Source organism: Neisseria cinerea, assembly GCF_900475315.1.
Lineage (GTDB): Bacteria > Pseudomonadota > Gammaproteobacteria > Burkholderiales > Neisseriaceae > Neisseria > Neisseria cinerea.
In genome coordinates, this window is sequence record NZ_LS483369.1 from 902,398 (window position 1) to 918,065 (window position 15,668).

14 protein-coding genes and 5 tRNA genes are annotated in these 15,668 nt (G+C 49.3%); 5 read left to right on the top strand and 14 right to left on the bottom strand.

Going from position 1 to position 15,668, the window contains the following annotated elements:
• Positions 1–78: 78 nt before the first annotated feature.
• The 3 genes from cysT to DQM57_RS04765 all read left to right on the top strand — a co-directional run bounded on the left by cysT (position 79) and on the right by DQM57_RS04765 (position 2,930).
• Positions 79–915, top strand: coding sequence for a sulfate ABC transporter permease subunit CysT (cysT, locus tag DQM57_RS04755; protein ID WP_111727136.1), 837 nt, complete (start codon positions 79–81; stop codon positions 913–915).
• 84 nt (positions 916–999) lie between these two features.
• Positions 1,000–1,860 carry a sulfate ABC transporter permease subunit CysW gene (gene cysW, locus DQM57_RS04760; RefSeq protein WP_108043578.1) on the top strand — a complete coding sequence of 287 codons (861 nt, stop codon included), beginning with the start codon at positions 1,000–1,002 and terminating at the stop codon, positions 1,858–1,860.
• Complete coding sequence (locus tag DQM57_RS04765) at positions 1,857–2,930, top strand: sulfate/molybdate ABC transporter ATP-binding protein (protein ID WP_111727138.1); 1,074 nt, start codon at positions 1,857–1,859, stop codon at positions 2,928–2,930. Before cysW ends, DQM57_RS04765 begins: the two co-directional genes overlap by 4 nt.
• A 55-nt stretch (positions 2,931–2,985) precedes the next feature.
• Here the strand turns inward: DQM57_RS04765 and ilvA are convergent, their stop codons facing one another.
• A complete protein-coding gene (ilvA, locus tag DQM57_RS04770; RefSeq protein WP_111727140.1) occupies positions 2,986–4,512 on the bottom strand; it encodes a threonine ammonia-lyase, biosynthetic in 1,527 nt (508 codons plus the stop codon).
• A gap of 147 nt (positions 4,513–4,659) precedes the next feature.
• Here ilvA and DQM57_RS04780 point away from each other — a divergent pair, with 147 nt between their 5' ends.
• Positions 4,660–5,829 carry a D-alanyl-D-alanine carboxypeptidase family protein gene (locus DQM57_RS04780; protein ID WP_108043576.1) on the top strand — a complete coding sequence of 390 codons (1,170 nt, stop codon included), beginning with the start codon at positions 4,660–4,662 and terminating at the stop codon, positions 5,827–5,829.
• Between the two features lie 216 nt (positions 5,830–6,045).
• Here DQM57_RS04780 and DQM57_RS04785 read toward each other — a convergent pair whose 3' ends face one another.
• The 13 genes from DQM57_RS04785 to DQM57_RS04845 form a co-directional block, all read right to left on the bottom strand.
• Positions 6,046–6,393: a cupin domain-containing protein gene (locus DQM57_RS04785; RefSeq protein ID WP_111727142.1), complete on the bottom strand. Its 348-nt coding sequence runs from the start codon at positions 6,391–6,393 to the stop codon at positions 6,046–6,048.
• Between the two features lie 579 nt (positions 6,394–6,972).
• On the bottom strand, positions 6,973–7,545 hold the full coding sequence (locus DQM57_RS04790) for a 50S ribosomal protein L25/general stress protein Ctc (RefSeq protein ID WP_111727144.1): 573 nt from the start codon (positions 7,543–7,545) through the stop codon (positions 6,973–6,975).
• Between the two features lie 66 nt (positions 7,546–7,611).
• Positions 7,612–8,595 (bottom strand): ribose-phosphate pyrophosphokinase, encoded by a 984-nt coding sequence (locus DQM57_RS04795; RefSeq protein WP_111727146.1) that lies wholly within the window; start codon positions 8,593–8,595, stop codon positions 7,612–7,614.
• 164 nt (positions 8,596–8,759) lie between these two features.
• Positions 8,760–8,835: transfer RNA gene (locus tag DQM57_RS04800), tRNA-Gln, on the bottom strand.
• 8 nt (positions 8,836–8,843) lie between these two features.
• Positions 8,844–8,919 (bottom strand) — tRNA-Gln (locus DQM57_RS04805).
• 12 nt (positions 8,920–8,931) lie between these two features.
• Positions 8,932–9,007: transfer RNA gene (locus DQM57_RS04810), tRNA-Gln, on the bottom strand.
• Positions 9,008–9,014: 7 nt separating this feature from the next.
• Complete coding sequence (gene ispE, locus DQM57_RS04815; RefSeq protein WP_111727148.1) at positions 9,015–9,860, bottom strand: 4-(cytidine 5'-diphospho)-2-C-methyl-D-erythritol kinase; 846 nt, start codon at positions 9,858–9,860, stop codon at positions 9,015–9,017.
• Between the two features lie 9 nt (positions 9,861–9,869).
• Positions 9,870–10,451 (bottom strand): lipoprotein insertase outer membrane protein LolB, encoded by a 582-nt coding sequence (gene lolB, locus DQM57_RS04820; protein ID WP_111727150.1) that lies wholly within the window; start codon positions 10,449–10,451, stop codon positions 9,870–9,872.
• Positions 10,452–10,605: 154 nt separating this feature from the next.
• The gene (locus tag DQM57_RS04825; RefSeq protein WP_111727651.1) at positions 10,606–12,450 is read right to left on the bottom strand and encodes a tetratricopeptide repeat protein; all 1,845 of its coding nucleotides are present in this window, start codon (positions 12,448–12,450) and stop codon (positions 10,606–10,608) included.
• Between the two features lie 159 nt (positions 12,451–12,609).
• A complete protein-coding gene (panC, locus tag DQM57_RS04830) occupies positions 12,610–13,446 on the bottom strand; it encodes a pantoate--beta-alanine ligase (RefSeq protein ID WP_111727152.1) in 837 nt (278 codons plus the stop codon).
• 122 nt (positions 13,447–13,568) lie between these two features.
• On the bottom strand, positions 13,569–14,360 hold the full coding sequence (gene panB / locus DQM57_RS04835; protein ID WP_107996654.1) for a 3-methyl-2-oxobutanoate hydroxymethyltransferase: 792 nt from the start codon (positions 14,358–14,360) through the stop codon (positions 13,569–13,571).
• A 134-nt stretch (positions 14,361–14,494) separates the two neighbouring features.
• A tRNA-Thr gene (locus DQM57_RS04840) sits at positions 14,495–14,570 on the bottom strand.
• A gap of 34 nt (positions 14,571–14,604) precedes the next feature.
• Positions 14,605–14,680, bottom strand: a tRNA-Thr gene (locus tag DQM57_RS04845).
• 167 nt (positions 14,681–14,847) lie between these two features.
• Between DQM57_RS04845 and DQM57_RS04850 the strand changes: the two genes are divergently transcribed.
• A complete protein-coding gene (locus DQM57_RS04850) occupies positions 14,848–15,639 on the top strand; it encodes a polyamine aminopropyltransferase (RefSeq protein ID WP_111727154.1) in 792 nt (263 codons plus the stop codon).
• Positions 15,640–15,668 lie beyond the last annotated feature (29 nt).

A 15,668-nucleotide genomic window follows, 5' to 3' on the forward strand; every position in this document is an offset into this window, starting at 1 on the left:
CAAACCAATAATTCTTTCCTTTTTTCAGACGGCATCGTTAAAGTAGCCCTTCCTTTTTTCTATTTTCAGCATTATTTCATGTTATTACTCAAAACGCCCAGCGTACTGCCCGGCTTCAAAATCAGCCTCGGCCTGACTGTATTATGCCTGTCGCTTTTGGTGGTTTTGCCGTTTGCGATGATGACGGCGAAGGCGGCGGAAATCGGCTGGAGCGGATTTTGGAACACGATTACCGAACCCAATGTCTTGGCTGCGGTGTGGCTGAGTTTGCGGATGTCGTTTTATGCGATGCTGACCAATGTCGTGTTCGGCACGCTGGTGGCGTGGGTGTTGGTGCGCTATGAATTTCCGGGCAAAGGGTTGATAAACGCTTTGGTTGATTTGCCGTTTGCGCTGCCGACGGCGGTTACGGGCATCGCGTTGGCGACCCTGTATGCGCCGAACGGTTGGATAGGCCGTTTTTTCGAGCCTTTAGGCATAAAAATCGCGTTTACGCCCGTCGGCATTTGGATTGCGCTGGTTGTCGTCAGCCTGCCCTTTATCGTCCGCGCCGTGCAGCCGGTATTGGAGGAATTGTCGGGCGAATATGAGGAAGCGGCTGCGACCTTAGGCGCAAGCCGTTGGACTACGTTCCGCCGCGTTCTCTTGCCTGAAATCACGCCGGCGCTCTTAACCGGCGCAGGCATGATGTTCGCACGGGCAACGGGGGAATACGGCTCGGTAATTTTTATCGCGGGCAATATTCCGATGGTTTCCGAAATCCTGCCGCTGATTATTACGGGCAAGCTGGAACAGTTCGACGTACAGGGCGCGTCTGCGGTGGCGTTGTTTATGCTGCTGGTTTCGTTTGTGATTCTGCTGATTTTAAACATCATGCAATGGACTTTAAGCCACCGCGCCGGAGCGAAGGTTTAACAAACAACAGGCCGTCTGAAACATCAAGCCAACATTTTTCAGACGGCCTAAACGGATACAAGAATAAATAGAGACTTCACTAACATGAAAACGCATTCCACCAATCCGAACCTGACCGAACCGCGCTGGCTGCGCGTTTTGCTGACCGCAGTCGCGCTCGGGTTCCTGCTGCTGATGCTGGTCGTACCGCTTATCGCCGTATTTTATGAGGCGCTGAAAGGTGGTTGGGATTTATACCTGCAATCTATTACCGACCCCGAAGCGTGGACGGCGATCAAGCTCACCCTGATTACCGCCGCGGTGGTCGTTCCCATCAATGCCGTCTTGGGCGTGGCGATGGCGTGGCTGCTAACCCGTTTTGACTTCCGCGGCAAGCAGTTGCTGACCACCCTGCTCGATTTGCCGTTTTCCGTATCACCCGTGGTGGCCGGTTTGATGTTCGTCTTATTGTTTGGGGCGCACACAGTATTGGGCGGCTGGCTGGAAGCGCAAGGCATACAGATTATCTTCGCCATCCCCGGCATTATTCTGGCGACGCTGTTCGTTACCTTCCCCTTTGTCGCACGCGAAATCATCCCTCTGATGCAGGCGCAGGGCGACAGCGAAGAACAAGCCGCGCTGATACTCGGCGCAAGCGGCTGGCAGATGTTTTGGCGTGTTACCCTGCCCAACATCAAATGGGCGCTGCTCTACGGCATCATCCTTACCAACGCCCGCGCAATGGGCGAGTTCGGCGCGGTCAGCGTGGTATCGGGACACATACGCAGCGAAACCAATACCATCCCGCTTTTGGTCGAAATCTTCTACAACGAATACAACTTCACCGGCGCATTCGCCCTCTCCGGCGTATTGGCACTTTTAGCACTGGCGACGCTGGCGGTGCAGAACATCATCACAAAATTACAAGATAAAAAACTCGCCGCCGCCGAAAGGAACGCAGCATGAGCATCACCATCCAAAACTTAAACAAACACTTCGGCAGTTTCCACGCGCTGAAAAATATCAACCTCAACGTCCCCACCGGCAAACTCGTTTCCCTGCTCGGCCCCTCCGGCTGCGGCAAAACCACGCTCCTGCGCATCATCGCCGGACTGGAAAACGCCGACGGCGGCAATATCCTGTTTGACGGGCAAGACGTAACCGCCAAGCATGTGCGCGAGCGCAAAGTCGGTTTCGTGTTCCAACACTACGCCCTCTTCCGCCACATGAACGTGTTTGACAACGTCGCCTTCGGTTTGACCGTATTACCCAAGTCCGAACGCCCGTCCAAAGAACAAATCCGCACCAAAGTCGAAGGATTGCTCAAACTCGTGCAGCTCTCCCACCTTGCCAAATCCTATCCGCACCAGCTCTCCGGCGGCCAACGCCAGCGCATCGCCCTCGCCCGCGCCCTCGCCGTCGAACCCAAACTCCTGCTTTTAGATGAACCCTTCGGCGCGCTGGATGCCAAAGTACGCAAAGAATTGCGTACCTGGCTGCGCGACATCCATCACAACCTAGGCGTAACCAGCATCCTTGTTACCCACGACCAAGAAGAAGCCCTTGAAGTTTCCGACGAAATCGTCGTTATGAACCACGGTAAAATCGAACAAACCGGCAGCGCCGAAGCCATTTACCGCAAACCCGAAAACGCCTTCGTTACCGAATTTCTCGGCGAAACCGACGCATTTGAAGGACGCATCGAAAAAGGCATCTGGCACTACAACGGCTTCGCGTGGAAATTGGACGCGCACTACAAATGGCAGGAACAAACCGCCACCGGCTACATCCGCCCGCACGAATGGCAGCTTGCCGCCGAACACGAAACGCCGATGATCCGCGCCGAAATCGAAAAAATCCACGCCGTCGGCGCACTGACGCACGTTTTGGTGAAACACGGCAAACAGGACGTACATATCACGCTGGCAGGCAGCGATGCCGCGCGTTACCAAATTGCCGAAGGCAAAGAATTAAATCTGATTCCGAAACAGGTTTATGTCTTTTCTCAAAACGAACTGATTGAATATTCGATTTAATCCTGAAAACACAATGCCGTCTGAAATACTTTCAGACGGCATTATGTATTACCCATTAAGCAAGAAACAGCTTGTACGCGGCATTTTGCGTTTCCTCATGATAGCTGTATCCCAGACTTTCCAAGAAACCGTCAAATGCGACGGCATCGTGAGGCGGCACATCGATACCGACCAAAATCCGCCCGTAATCCGCACCGTGATTGCGGTAATGGAAGAGCGTAATGTTCCAACCGCCCTGCATATGGTTCAAAAAGCGCGCCAACGCCCCCGGACGCTCCGGAAACTCAAAACTGACCAAACGTTCGTTTTCTACTTTGTCCGTCCGCCCTCCGACCATATAGCGGATATGGATTTTGGCAATCTCATTGTTGGTCAAATCGACATTGGGCAATCCCGCCTCATCCAACCGGCTGCCGATAACCGCCAAATCCTGCGGGCCTGCCGCTTGAAGTCCGACAAAGATATGCGCTTTTTCATCGTCCCCGTAGCGGTAGTTGAACTCGGTAATATTCCTATTTCCCAATATATTGATAAACTTAAGAAAGCTTCCACGTTCCTCTGGAATGGTAACGGCAAAAATACCTTCGTTGCCCTCGCCCAATTCACTACGTTCCGACACATGGCGCAAACGGTGAAAATTCATATTTGCACCACTTGTGACAGCAATCAAGGTCTGCCCCTTGATACCGCCGCGTGCAACATAAGCCTTCAAACCTGCCAATGCCAATGCACCCGCCGGCTCGGTAATGCTGCGCGTATCATCAAAAATATCCTTGACCGCACCGCAAACCGCATCGGTATCGACTGTAATGATTTCATCCAAAAGTTCTTTGCAGAGGCGGAAGGTTTCGTCTCCGACAACTTTGACCGCAGTGCCATCTGAAAACAGCCCGACATCTTTCAAATGGACGATTTGACCCGCTTCGACCGATTGCTTCATACAACAGGAATCATGTGTCTGAACGCCGATAACTTTGATTTCGGGACGGACCTGCTTGATAAATGCCGCCACGCCCGCTGCCAAACCGCCTCCCCCTATCGGTACGAATACAGCGTGAATATCATCTGGATGTTGGCTGACAATTTCCATGCCTACCGTCCCTTGTCCTGCAATAACATCAGGATCGTCAAACGGTGCGATATAGGTTAACCCTTCTTTTTCCGCCAACTCCATCGCATAATCGTATGCATCGTTGTATGAAACACCACGCAAAACCACCTCGCCGCCACGGCTCTTAACCGCATCTACTTTAATTTTCGGCGTAGTCTCCGGCATGACGATAACGGCACGGCAACCCAAACGCTGCGCGGACAATGCCACCCCTTGGGCATGGTTGCCCGCACTTGCCGCAATCACGCCGCAAGTAAGCGCATCTTTCGGCAACTTGGACATTTTGTTATAAGCACCGCGTATTTTGAAAGAAAATACAGGTTGCAAATCTTCGCGTTTCAGCAAAATATTGTTTCCCGAACGTGCAGAAAGGCTGCGCGCTGATTCCAAAGGCGTTTCAACCGCCACATCATAGACAGATGCTGTCAGGATACGGATAAGGTAATCAGAATAAGAAAGAGGCGTGTTCATGGCTTGATAGGAAATAATCGGTTTATTAAAATCGTAAAACGTGAAACCATACCCCCAAGACAGCTTTAAATCAAGAAAAATCCGCCCGATCAGGCACCCTAAGCGTATAATCGGCAGGCTGAAACACTCACACAATTAGAATATTTCATGACAGCACATAAAATCCTGCCCGTCCTGCTTTCCATTATCTTAGGCGTTTCTCACGCAATGGCTGCATCTCCCGCACCCAACAGACCGATGGCACACGCCGCCCCCACGTTCCAAACACCCGAAACCCTCACAGCGGCACACATCGTTACCGACCTTCAAAGCAAACAGACTTTATCCGCCAAAAACATCAATGCCCCCGTAGAACCAGCAGCACTGACACAATTAATGACCGCCTATCTGGTTTTCAAAAACTTGAAGTCGGGAAATATCCGCCCTGAAGAAACCTTAAAAATACGCGAATCAGCATGGAAATCGGACGGCAGCAGAATGTTTGTCCGACCGGGCAACCTCATCAGAACCGACGATCTCTTAAAAGGCATGATTGCCCTATCCGCAAATGATGCAGCCCTAACCCTTGCCGACAAGCTTGGTAACGGTTCGATAGAAAACTTTGTCAAACAAATGAATGAAGAAGCCCGACGCTTGGGCATGAAGGACACTTTATTCAAAAATCCAACAGGTCTGAGTCAAGAAAGACAAGTTTCCACTGCCCGTGACCTCGCCCTCCTTTCTGAAGCATTGATACTCGACTTTCCAGAATACTACCCGCTGTTTTCCATTAAATCGTTCAAATTTAAAAATATAGAACAAAACAACCGCAATATCCTTTTATACAGGGACTCCGGTGTAAACGGTCTGAAAGCCGGACATACGGAAAGCGGCGGCTACAACCTTGCCGTGTCATACACCGGAAACGGCAGGCATATCCTTGTCATCACACTAGGTTCAGAATCGGCGGAAATACGCGCATCAGACAACAGCAAGCTGCTGAACTGGGCATTACAATCCTTTGACACTCCGAAAATCCATTCGGCAGGCGAAATTGTTACCAAAATACAAGTCTTGGGCGGAAGCAAAAAAAACGTCCATGCGGGTTTTCCGAAAGGAGTCTATATCACCCTACCGCATACCCAAGCAAAAACGGCCGAACAAATTCTGGAAACCATACAGCCGCTCCGTGCACCGGTAAGAAAAGGGCAGGTCCTAGGAAAAATCAAAATCAGACAAAACGGATACACCATTGCCGAAAAAGAAATTGTCGCACTGGAGGACGTAGAAAAGAAAAACTGGTGGAAAAAACTCTGGGCACGCCTGACGGGACAGTAAGCTTCTATATTTACATGTCCAAAATAGGAGAATTAAAATGCCGTCTGAAACAATCTTCAGACGATATTCAAAAGACCGTTAAATCAAGTTGTACGACCAATCAAATATCATAACTCATCTACCTCTATTTGATTTGCGCTTAACGGCAACAGTTGGCTGAATAACTAAGACCGTCTGAGATATCATCTTTCAGACGGCCTTTTATTATTGATTGCTTTACTTAATTAAAGTAATTGCCACATCCGCATCTTCGGTTGCAACTGCCCCAATCACTACATCTCCGCCAAACCGCAGCACCGAGCCTGCCTGGACAATATGTTTCTCAGTCTGATTCAACGTTACGTCAAAGCTTCCTTTTCCAACGGCAAAAATCAGCGTTTTAAACCTCGGATGATTGTGTGGCTTAATCTGTTCCCCTTTTCTCATGTCTTTCTTGACGACCATGTAATTTTCACCATTAAAAATCTTACCGTTTTCAGAAGAAACTTCTCCCAAGGGCGCGGCAGAAACAGCAACGGAAAATAAAGCAGACAGCAATACGACGGAAATTTTGGCAACTTTCATAACAAGTCTTTCTTAAAAACAAGGCTTCCATTCTACAAAAACCTACTTCATTATTCAATAATGATTCTTATTACTTAATATAAATTCCGTCTTAAGCCACCAATATTTTTCAGACGGTCTGAACGGCCTGCATAATATTCTCGTATTAATAAAATCACTTTATATACCATTCTATGGGAACCATCAGAAAAGATTCCCATGGCATAAATGGTTATCGCCACGCTCGATTTTCCCTCCATAAACCTCTCCATCAAAGCCGACTCAACACAACTCAGCTTTCCCAGTATAGAGCTGGTCTTTTCTGGCCTCCAATCTATAACCAAAGCACAAGGCAACACCTTTTCCACACCGCATTAAAACTCATCTCGACCGTAATGGAATCCTCAAAATCAGACTGACGGAACTATAGGGCACTTTACCGAACATCATCTGTATCGTGCCTATAATTTCCCTATTTCATTTTTTTCTATTTCCATTACCTGATTGACTAAACAAATACCGCCAATATGACTCGAACCAAACAATATAAAAACAATAAGGCGGTACGTATCATATACGTACCGCCTTATTTTCAATCAATTAGCGTTTCTTACCGGTAACAGTAACAACGGCCAGATTTTCATTACGTTTCAAGGAAACGCTTTCTACACCTTCAGGCAATTTGATGTCTGACAAATGCAAAATGTCGCCGGCAACCACTTCGGCACAATCCAAATCCAAGAAAACAGGGATATTGGCAGGCAACGCAAGCACTTCAACAGTCGTGTTCAGCAAAGATACGCGACCGCCTTGCAATTTAACGGCTTGAGAATTTTCAGCGTTAACAATGTGCAGGGGAACACGGATACGTACAAGTTGATCGGCTTTCACAGCTTGGAAGTCGATGTGTTGAACTTCGCGGCGGAACGGGTGCATTTGGAAATCGCGGACGATAACGTCTTTAGTTTCGCCGTTCAGAGACAATTTAATCAACGCAGTATGGAAAGATTCTTTTTCCAATGCGTAGAATACAGTTTTGTGATCCACAGCAATTGCAACGGGCTCTTGACCTTCACCGTACAAAATACCGGGGATTTGACCTTCGCGACGCAGGCGGCGGCTCGCACCAGTGCCTTGTGCTTCACGAACAGAGGCTTGAATTTCATAAGTCATGTTAAATACTCCAATTTAAATAAAACTACCGTCATCGGCCGCGACCAGCTTAAGACGGCTCCGGGCTTATGGCAGCAACATGCTGCCTGTCATCACTTCTTCATTAAAAAGATATGAGACGGATTCTTCGTTGCTAATACGGCGAACCGTTTCAGCCAACAAACCTGCAATCGTTACCTGACGGATACGATCGCATTTTTGTGCTGCTTCAGACAAAGGAATGGTGTCTGTTATAACAACTTGGTCGATTTCGGACGAGGCAATACGGCTGACTGCCTCTCCTGAGAATACGGCGTGGCTGGCATAAGCCAGAACACGTTCCGCCCCCCGCTCTTTCAGAGCGACGGCAGCTTTACACAAGGTATTCGCGGTGTCAATCATATCATCCACAATCAAGCAAGTACGACCTTGAATGTCGCCGATAATGTTCATGACTTCCGCCACATTAGCTTTCGGGCGGCGTTTATCGATAATCGCCAAATCAGCATTCAGGGATTTGGCAACGGCACGGGCGCGGACTACACCGCCGATATCAGGGCTGACAACAGTCAGGTTTTCAATCCGCTGCTGCTTGATATCGTTCAACAGAATCGGGGTAGCATAAATATTATCCACAGGAATATCAAAAAAACCCTGAATCTGGTCTGCGTGCAAATCAACGGTCAAAACACGGTCAATGCCCGCCGAATAGAGCATATTTGCCACTAATTTGGCAGAGATGGGAACACGGACGGAACGCGGCCGTCTATCTTGACGCGCATATCCAAAATACGGAATAGCTGCCGTGATGCGGCCTGCCGAGGCACGTTTGAGCGCATCCGCCATTGTCAGGATTTCCATCAGATTATCATTGGTCGGTGCGCAAGTAGGCTGAAGGATAAAGACATCGCGACCGCGTACATTTTCCAACAACTCGACGGCAACTTCGCCGTCTGAGAATTTGGAAACCGAAGCATCTCCCAAGGAAATATCCAAATGTTTGACAACGCGTTGTGCCAACTCTGGATTGGCATTACCTGTAAATACCATCAAACTGTCATAAGCAGCCATATTTTCACCTGATTTTATATTTAACTTCCGCTCAGAAAACATAATGCTTCCCTCTGCCTGTACCAAGTCCGACATTATACCTGCAACACCCGACACAAACAAAGGCATTTCAATATTTTTATTTCTAAATAAAAAGCGTGTAAGCAAGCTTACACGCTTTTGTCTGGCTGGGGAGGAAGGATTCGAACCTTCGCATGCTGGAATCAAAATCCAGTGTCTTAACCGCTTGACGACTCCCCAAGGAAATATGGCTGGGGAGGAAGGATTCGAACCTTCGCATGCTGGAATCAAAATCCAGTGTCTTAACCGCTTGACGACTCCCCAACTTGTTTAACTTGGCTGGGGAGGAAGGATTCGAACCTTCGCATGCTGGAATCAAAATCCAGTGTCTTAACCGCTTGACGACTCCCCAACAATGTTTAACCAGGCAACAGTGGGTGTATTGCGAGACCCTCTGCCAAATACGCCTCATATAAACATGAAACTTGTCGGTATATATTGTGTGCGCTATTCCTATCTTGACATGCTGTGAATATACATGCACCGGAACCTGTCATTAAAGCAGTCCCATATCGGGACAATTCGGAATAGGCTTTCCAAACTTCAGGGTATTCTTTAAATACAACTGCCTGCATGTCATTTCTAAACGGTTGCAGGTTTTGGAAAGTCGGCATTATGCTTGAGGCAGAATCCCGTGTCAAGCATTCGTGCGTGAAAATTTTTGCAGTGGAAACGTGAACAGGCGGTTTGACAATGACATACCACTGTTTCGGAATATCCATTCCTATCAGTTTTTCACCTATCCCACTTGCAAAAGCATTTTTTCCGAAAATAAAAAATGGTACGTCTGCACCCAAAGCCGCGCCTAAGTCAATCAGCTGCTGCGCCGTTCGGGAACACTGCCACCAACGGTTCAATACCAGCAAAACCGTTGCAGCATCAGAACTCCCACCACCCAAACCGGCCCCGGTCGGAATTTTTTTGTCCAGCCATATCTCCACGCCGGCAGGGATGCGTGCATATTTTTGCAGTAATGATGCGGCACGGTAGCTTAAATCCGCTTCCTGCGGCATTCCATCAACCGGATTGTGCAGAATGATTTTTCCGTCGTCCCTCGGTTTCAAATATACGGTATCCTGCAAATCTATCAGGCAGAATATACTTTCAATATTGTGATAACCGTCCTCACGCCTGCCTGTAATCCTCAAATCGAGATTCAGTTTTGCAGGCGCAGGAAAGGCTTGCCGTCCGTCCGTAACACTCATATATCTACCTTACTGTATGCGTGCCGCACATTGTTCTTGGGTTTCAGTTTCAGACGGCATACCGATTTCGCTGAAAACCAGCCTGATGTTCAATTTCCCGTTATCCAATTGCAGGATGCGGGCTTTTTCTTCGCTGTTGACGGTTCTGCTGATTATCCAACCGTATTGCTCCAGCATACCGTCCGGCAGGATGCGGTAAGGTGCGCGTGCAACCCGTTTGCCGTCTGCCCAGATATGCAGATATTGAATAGGCATGTTGAAACCAATAAGCTGCCGGCTCAACTCTTCTGCACTTTCCGCCTGATAAACATTTCCTTTAGCATCCACTGCCAACGCACCGTCTTTGTCTTGGCACATTTGTCCGAGCGTACTGCCTAAAGGTGTATTGATATTGATGGTTTCTACAGGAGGCTGGTATGTCCAGTCGAAATTCGCATAAGAACCCCTGCCCTCCGCCTTAACTGCCAACCGCCCTTCCGCAGAAAAGCTGTCAATATATTCAGATACCTGCCACAGGTTCGAATGTTCCTGAGGCAATTGGGCGCAAGCCGATAAAAGTAGGATGGCGGATATAGATACGGTATGTTTCATCAGAATTCCTTGATGGTTATCCCTCCGACTTGGGCGACCGCCTGCCGGACAATAGATTTGGTTCGGCACGCAAAACACATATTATATGCAGGCTGTGCGCCAAACCATACGGACCTTCCGGCCACATCATGCCGTCTGAAAGGATTGACCTGCATTATTTTAGAGGTTTTCGGGAAAGTTCGGGCAATGTGATTCCGTGACGTTTGAGCGTTTCGCGCCATATTTTCTTGTCTCCCGTAAGGTGTGCCGCCTGAGTCCACACGTCAACCGCCTGATCGCGTTCACCCAATGCCCACAACACCTCGCCCAGATGGGCGGCAACTTCGGGCTCAGGCTGGCTCTCAAACGAATAACGGAGATACGGTAGCGCACTTTCCGCATCGCCTTTCAGGTAATACGCCCAGCCTATGCTGTCGTTGACGGCAATATCGTCAGGGTTAATTTGATATGCCTTCTGAAGCAATACAAAACCCTCGTCCAAACGCTGGGAATCGGAAAGCAGGCTATAACCTAAATTATTCATAATCTGAGCGTTATCGGGTGCAAGCCTGAACGCCCTTTCAAGATCTGAAATCATTTTTTTCCGCTTGCCAAGCCGCTCGTAAACAACCGACCGCTGTACCAATGCCTCTGTCTGTAACTCTGTATTACTGCCGGCAGGCGGTTTTTCGATAATCTTGTCCAACCCCCTCAAAGCCTCCCGTGCATCCGGCAGTTTTGACAGGGCAAACAACTGTACTTTAGACAAGTTGTCCGCCATAAAATAACGTCCCTGCTGCTCAGGAAGCTTCCGTACTTCCCTAATTTGCCGCAAAGCCGCCTTTGCACCATCCAGTTCGAGGGTTGCAGCAACTGCCGACACACCTTTGTCGAACAAATATTCCGGCGCGGATACTTTTTTCAGCCACTGCCTGACTTTGGCATAATCCCTGCGGTCGGCATACATCATCGCTGCCGTTAACGCCGCCCTGCTCCGCTGTTCCTCCGTCCCCCTGCCGTATGCCTTTTCGACATAGCCGTCGATAACGGAAATATCTTCTTTCCGGTTTGCCGCCAATATTGCCGCCTGAATATACAGATCCGCATTCGGATTGGCATCCATCAACACTTTCAAGCGTTCATATGCATCATCGGGCCTACGCAGGGAAACAAGGTTCATAATTTCCATTTCCTGCCAGACGGTTGAAAGGTTTTTGGTGTCTGTTTGCTCGAAAAAGCCACTGAGTATCTCGGGATAACGGCGCGCAACCAGACGCAAGGTTACCAGGGTCGGAGGTAGTATTTCTGTATCAAGTTTTGCCAAGCGTTGCAATGCCGTGATTGCTTTATCTTTTTCCCGCACTTGCACGTTAAAAACCACATCGGCAATCGCCGCTTCCGACATATGCCCGTATTTCATTGCCGCACGGTGGACGGCTTCGGATGCTTTTTTCGCCAATCCGTCCTGCTGCACGGCGGCTTGGGCCAACAATAAAAATACCCTGCGGTTTTGCCCGTCATCCGCCTGTGCCAAGACCTCTTCCAACCCGTCCAAACGTTGATTTTCTTCCCCTTTCAGCACGCTCCGCAACCATGCCATTCGTTTCTGCGCCTCACCCGGTATAGGCTCAATCTGCCGCCATTTCTGATAAATCATCTCAGCCTGTTCAAACGCATTCAGCGACACGGCCATTTCCAAGGCACGCTCGGCAACTTCGGGGGATTTTGTACGCTCCAACATCAGCATATAGGCGGCAAGTGCCGTTCCCGCCTGCCCCTTTTGCAAGGCGGTTTCCCCTCCCAGCAACGTAAATATCTGACTAACCCGATCACCCACAGCAGCAAGCCGTAAGCGCTTGTTTTTGATTTCTTCCTCGCTGTAACGCTGATGTTTCCTTAAAACCTTTCCGACTTCCTTCGGCTGTTTCATATCCCCCGCACCGCCTCCGGCGGCAGATACCTGTCCGGCAATCAAGGCTGCCGTCAACACAGTTAACATTTTGAAACGGTTAGGTAGCATAATCATCCTTTATCCGACATCCGTCCGAACTTTCAGACGGAATATAATCAGGCGTAACTTTATCACAAGCAGAATCGTTTGTAGATTTGCGAAACCCTGTTCGAAAAAATAAATGCCGTCTGAAATACTGCTTCAGACGGCATTACCGACGCTTGCGATTCAAGGGAGTTTTATTTCCAGATTGTCAATCAGGCGCGTCGCCCCCAAACGGGCCGCAGCCAAGACCACCAGCTTCCTATCTCCCGTCCGTGCCACTTCGAGCGTATCGGCGTGGCGGATTTCGACATAATCGACCGTCCAGCCGTGTTCCGTCAGAGATTGGACGGCCCGTTTTTCCAAACCTGCATAATCCAAACTGCCCTGACCCAACAATTCGGCAATTGCCTTCAATTCACGGTACAGGCGAGGAGCCTCGGCACGCTCTGCCGCACTCAAATACTGGTTGCGGCTGGACAGCGCCAACCCGTCTTCCGCGCGCCCTGTATCGACAGGCACTATTTCAACATCAAAATTCAAATCTTCGACAAAACCTTTAATCACAGCGAGCTGCTGGTAATCCTTCTTACCAAAACAGGCGATGTCCGGAGAAACGATGTGGAACAATTTGGAAACAACCGTTGCCACTCCGCGGAAATGTCCCGGACGGAATTTGCCGCACAACTCATTTTGCAGGTTGGGCGGTTCGACGTTATACCGTTGCTCCACGTTCGGATAGAGTTCTTTCTCATCGGGTGCGAATATCACGGCCACACCCTCGGCTTCCAGCTTATCCGCATCCTGTTGCAACGTACGCGGATATTTGTCGAAATCTTCACCCTGACCAAATTGCAAGCGGTTAACGAAAATACTGACTACAACGCTGTCCGCCCGTTTTTTCGCCTCACGCACAAGTGCGAGATGCCCTTCATGCAGATTGCCCATGGTCGGCACAAATGCCACCTTTCCCACATTTTTACGCCACGCGCGCAGTTCTCGAATGGTATGTATGATTTGCATTACGGTAATCCTTATTTTACGGGGCTCCTACCCGATGACAGATGCCGATTATACGCGCCGTATATGGCGAAACAAAATGCCGTCTGAATCGGCTTTCAGACGGCATGCTGCATGCAAACCGTTCAGTCTGTAAAGATATGTTCTGCAGCAGGAAAGGTTTTTGCTTTAACTTCTTCGACATACGCACGAACCGCCGCTTGAACGCTATTATGCCCCTGCATGAAGTTTTTGACGAATTTCGCCGTCTTACCCGGAAAAATACCGAGCATATCGTGCATCACCAAAACCTGCCCGTCGCAATCCACACCCGCACCGATACCGATGGTCGGACAAGAAACGGATTCAGTTACCTTTTTTGCCAGTTCCGCAGGAACACACTCCATCAACACGACCGCCGCCCCCGCATCGTCATGCGCCTTGGCATCGTTAAGCAACGCCTGCGCCTTACTTCCGCGACCCTGAACCTTGTATCCGCCAAAGGCAAACACTGATTGCGGCGTCAGACCGATATGCGCACAAACCGGAATACCGCGCATTTGCAAGAATTCGGTAGTTTCCGCCATCCACACACCGCCTTCAAGTTTAACCATATGCGCGCCGGCAGCCATCAGTTCGGCGGCGGCAGCAAATGCCTGCTCTTTACCCTGCTGATACGAACCAAAAGGCAAATCACTGACAATCATGACATTTTTTGTACCGTTTGCCACACATTCAGTGTGATAGCACATATCGCGCAGGCTGACGGGCAGCGTCGATTTCCGCCCCTGAACCGCCATTCCCAAAGAATCCCCAACCAACAGCACATCCACGCCGGCTTCTTCCATCAAAGCCGCAAAACTGGATTCGTAAGCGGTCAACATAGCGATTTTTTCACCTGCCGCCTTCATTTTTTGCAGTGTATTCACTGTAATCATAACCAAACATTCCGTCCAACCGGACGGCCTCCCAACAGAAACTAACTATTATAAAGTTTTGCCCCAAAATGGAAAAGACCGCATACGGCATACAAAATAACAGTCCGACCGCAAAACGGTCGGACTGTAAAATTTGGTGCCGGCACCAAGAGTCGAACTCGGGACCCCCTGATTACAAGTCAGGTGCTCTACCAACTGAGCTATACCGGCATATGGGATTGCACTACTGCACCATAAGTAAGAATGGTGCCGGCACCAAGAGTCGAACTCGGGACCCCCTGATTACAAGTCAGGTGCTCTACCAACTGAGCTATACCGGCAAAGAGCTGCACATTATGCATACAACTTGCCAAATTGGCAAGACATTTGTTTTAAAATACGCACAAAATTAGAATAACTATATTATTTTAAATAAGATTATTTTGAAACAGAACAAGCAGCGGCATTCTGATAAAATATCTGCCTTTCAAACTGACTGCTCACACCGATGGCAAGACATCCCTACCGCCGCCTCCGTCCTGCAAAATCCAGCTTCCCCGAAGTCGGCATTTCCGAAGAAGGCAATATCCGTTCGCTTCACTTGGGCAGCGACACCATCCAAAGCTCAATGAACCTCGACCACCCGTCTGAGCTGGTACTCTCTTACAGCCGTGCCATGATGGGATGGCTGCTGTTTACTGACGCGCTTCCGCAGCATATCACCCAAATCGGCTTGGGCGGCGGCTCGTTTGCACGCTGGATAGATACCTACCTGCCCGATACGCGTCAAACTGCCGTAGATATCAACCCGCAGGTTATCGCCATTGCCCGCAACCTGTTTGAGTTGCCTTTCGAGGGCGAGAAATTTGAAATTATTGAAGCAGACGGTGCGGAGTACATCAAAGTCTTCCGCCACAACACCGATATCATCTTGGTGGACGGATTCGACGGCGAACAAATCATCGATACGCTGGTTGAAGAACCGTTCTTCCAAGACTGCCGAAACGCACTCTCTTCAGACGGCATATTCGTTACCAACTGGTGGAGCGGCGACAAACGCTATCAACGCTTCATCGAACGGTTGTTGAGCGTTTTTGAAGGGCGCGTATTGGAACTTCCTGCCGAAAGTCACGGCAATGTCGCGGTAATGGCCTTCCAAAGCAGCCCCAAAGAGCAAAACATAGACAAACTCAAAAAACGTGCCGACAAACTGAGCAACGCATACGGATTGGACTTCCACCGTATGCTCGCCGACCTGAAAGCATCCAACCCCAACAACGGTAAGCATTTCTACCTTTAAGCAACTATCTTCACGGCCGCATCGGAACA

What these genes read in the sequence shown, in the direction of transcription:
- DQM57_RS04825 (WP_111727651.1), bottom strand. Translation starts at nt 12,450, where the DNA reads ATGCTACCTAACCGTTTCAAAATGTTAACTGTGTTGACGGCAGCCTTG.
- ilvA (WP_111727140.1), bottom strand. Translation starts at nt 4,512, where the DNA reads ATGAACACGCCTCTTTCTTATTCTGATTACCTTATCCGTATCCTGACA.
- DQM57_RS04850 (WP_111727154.1), top strand. Translation starts at nt 14,848, where the DNA reads ATGGCAAGACATCCCTACCGCCGCCTCCGTCCTGCAAAATCCAGCTTC.
- panC (WP_111727152.1), bottom strand. Translation starts at nt 13,446, where the DNA reads ATGCAAATCATACATACCATTCGAGAACTGCGCGCGTGGCGTAAAAAT.
- DQM57_RS04765 (WP_111727138.1), top strand. Translation starts at nt 1,857, where the DNA reads ATGAGCATCACCATCCAAAACTTAAACAAACACTTCGGCAGTTTCCAC.
- ispE (WP_111727148.1), bottom strand. Translation starts at nt 9,860, where the DNA reads ATGAGTGTTACGGACGGACGGCAAGCCTTTCCTGCGCCTGCAAAACTG.
- lolB (WP_111727150.1), bottom strand. Translation starts at nt 10,451, where the DNA reads ATGAAACATACCGTATCTATATCCGCCATCCTACTTTTATCGGCTTGC.
- DQM57_RS04795 (WP_111727146.1), bottom strand. Translation starts at nt 8,595, where the DNA reads ATGGCTGCTTATGACAGTTTGATGGTATTTACAGGTAATGCCAATCCA.
- cysW (WP_108043578.1), top strand. Translation starts at nt 1,000, where the DNA reads ATGAAAACGCATTCCACCAATCCGAACCTGACCGAACCGCGCTGGCTG.
- DQM57_RS04785 (WP_111727142.1), bottom strand. Translation starts at nt 6,393, where the DNA reads ATGAAAGTTGCCAAAATTTCCGTCGTATTGCTGTCTGCTTTATTTTCC.
- panB (WP_107996654.1), bottom strand. Translation starts at nt 14,360, where the DNA reads ATGATTACAGTGAATACACTGCAAAAAATGAAGGCGGCAGGTGAAAAA.
- DQM57_RS04790 (WP_111727144.1), bottom strand. Translation starts at nt 7,545, where the DNA reads ATGACTTATGAAATTCAAGCCTCTGTTCGTGAAGCACAAGGCACTGGT.
- DQM57_RS04780 (WP_108043576.1), top strand. Translation starts at nt 4,660, where the DNA reads ATGACAGCACATAAAATCCTGCCCGTCCTGCTTTCCATTATCTTAGGC.
- cysT (WP_111727136.1), top strand. Translation starts at nt 79, where the DNA reads ATGTTATTACTCAAAACGCCCAGCGTACTGCCCGGCTTCAAAATCAGC.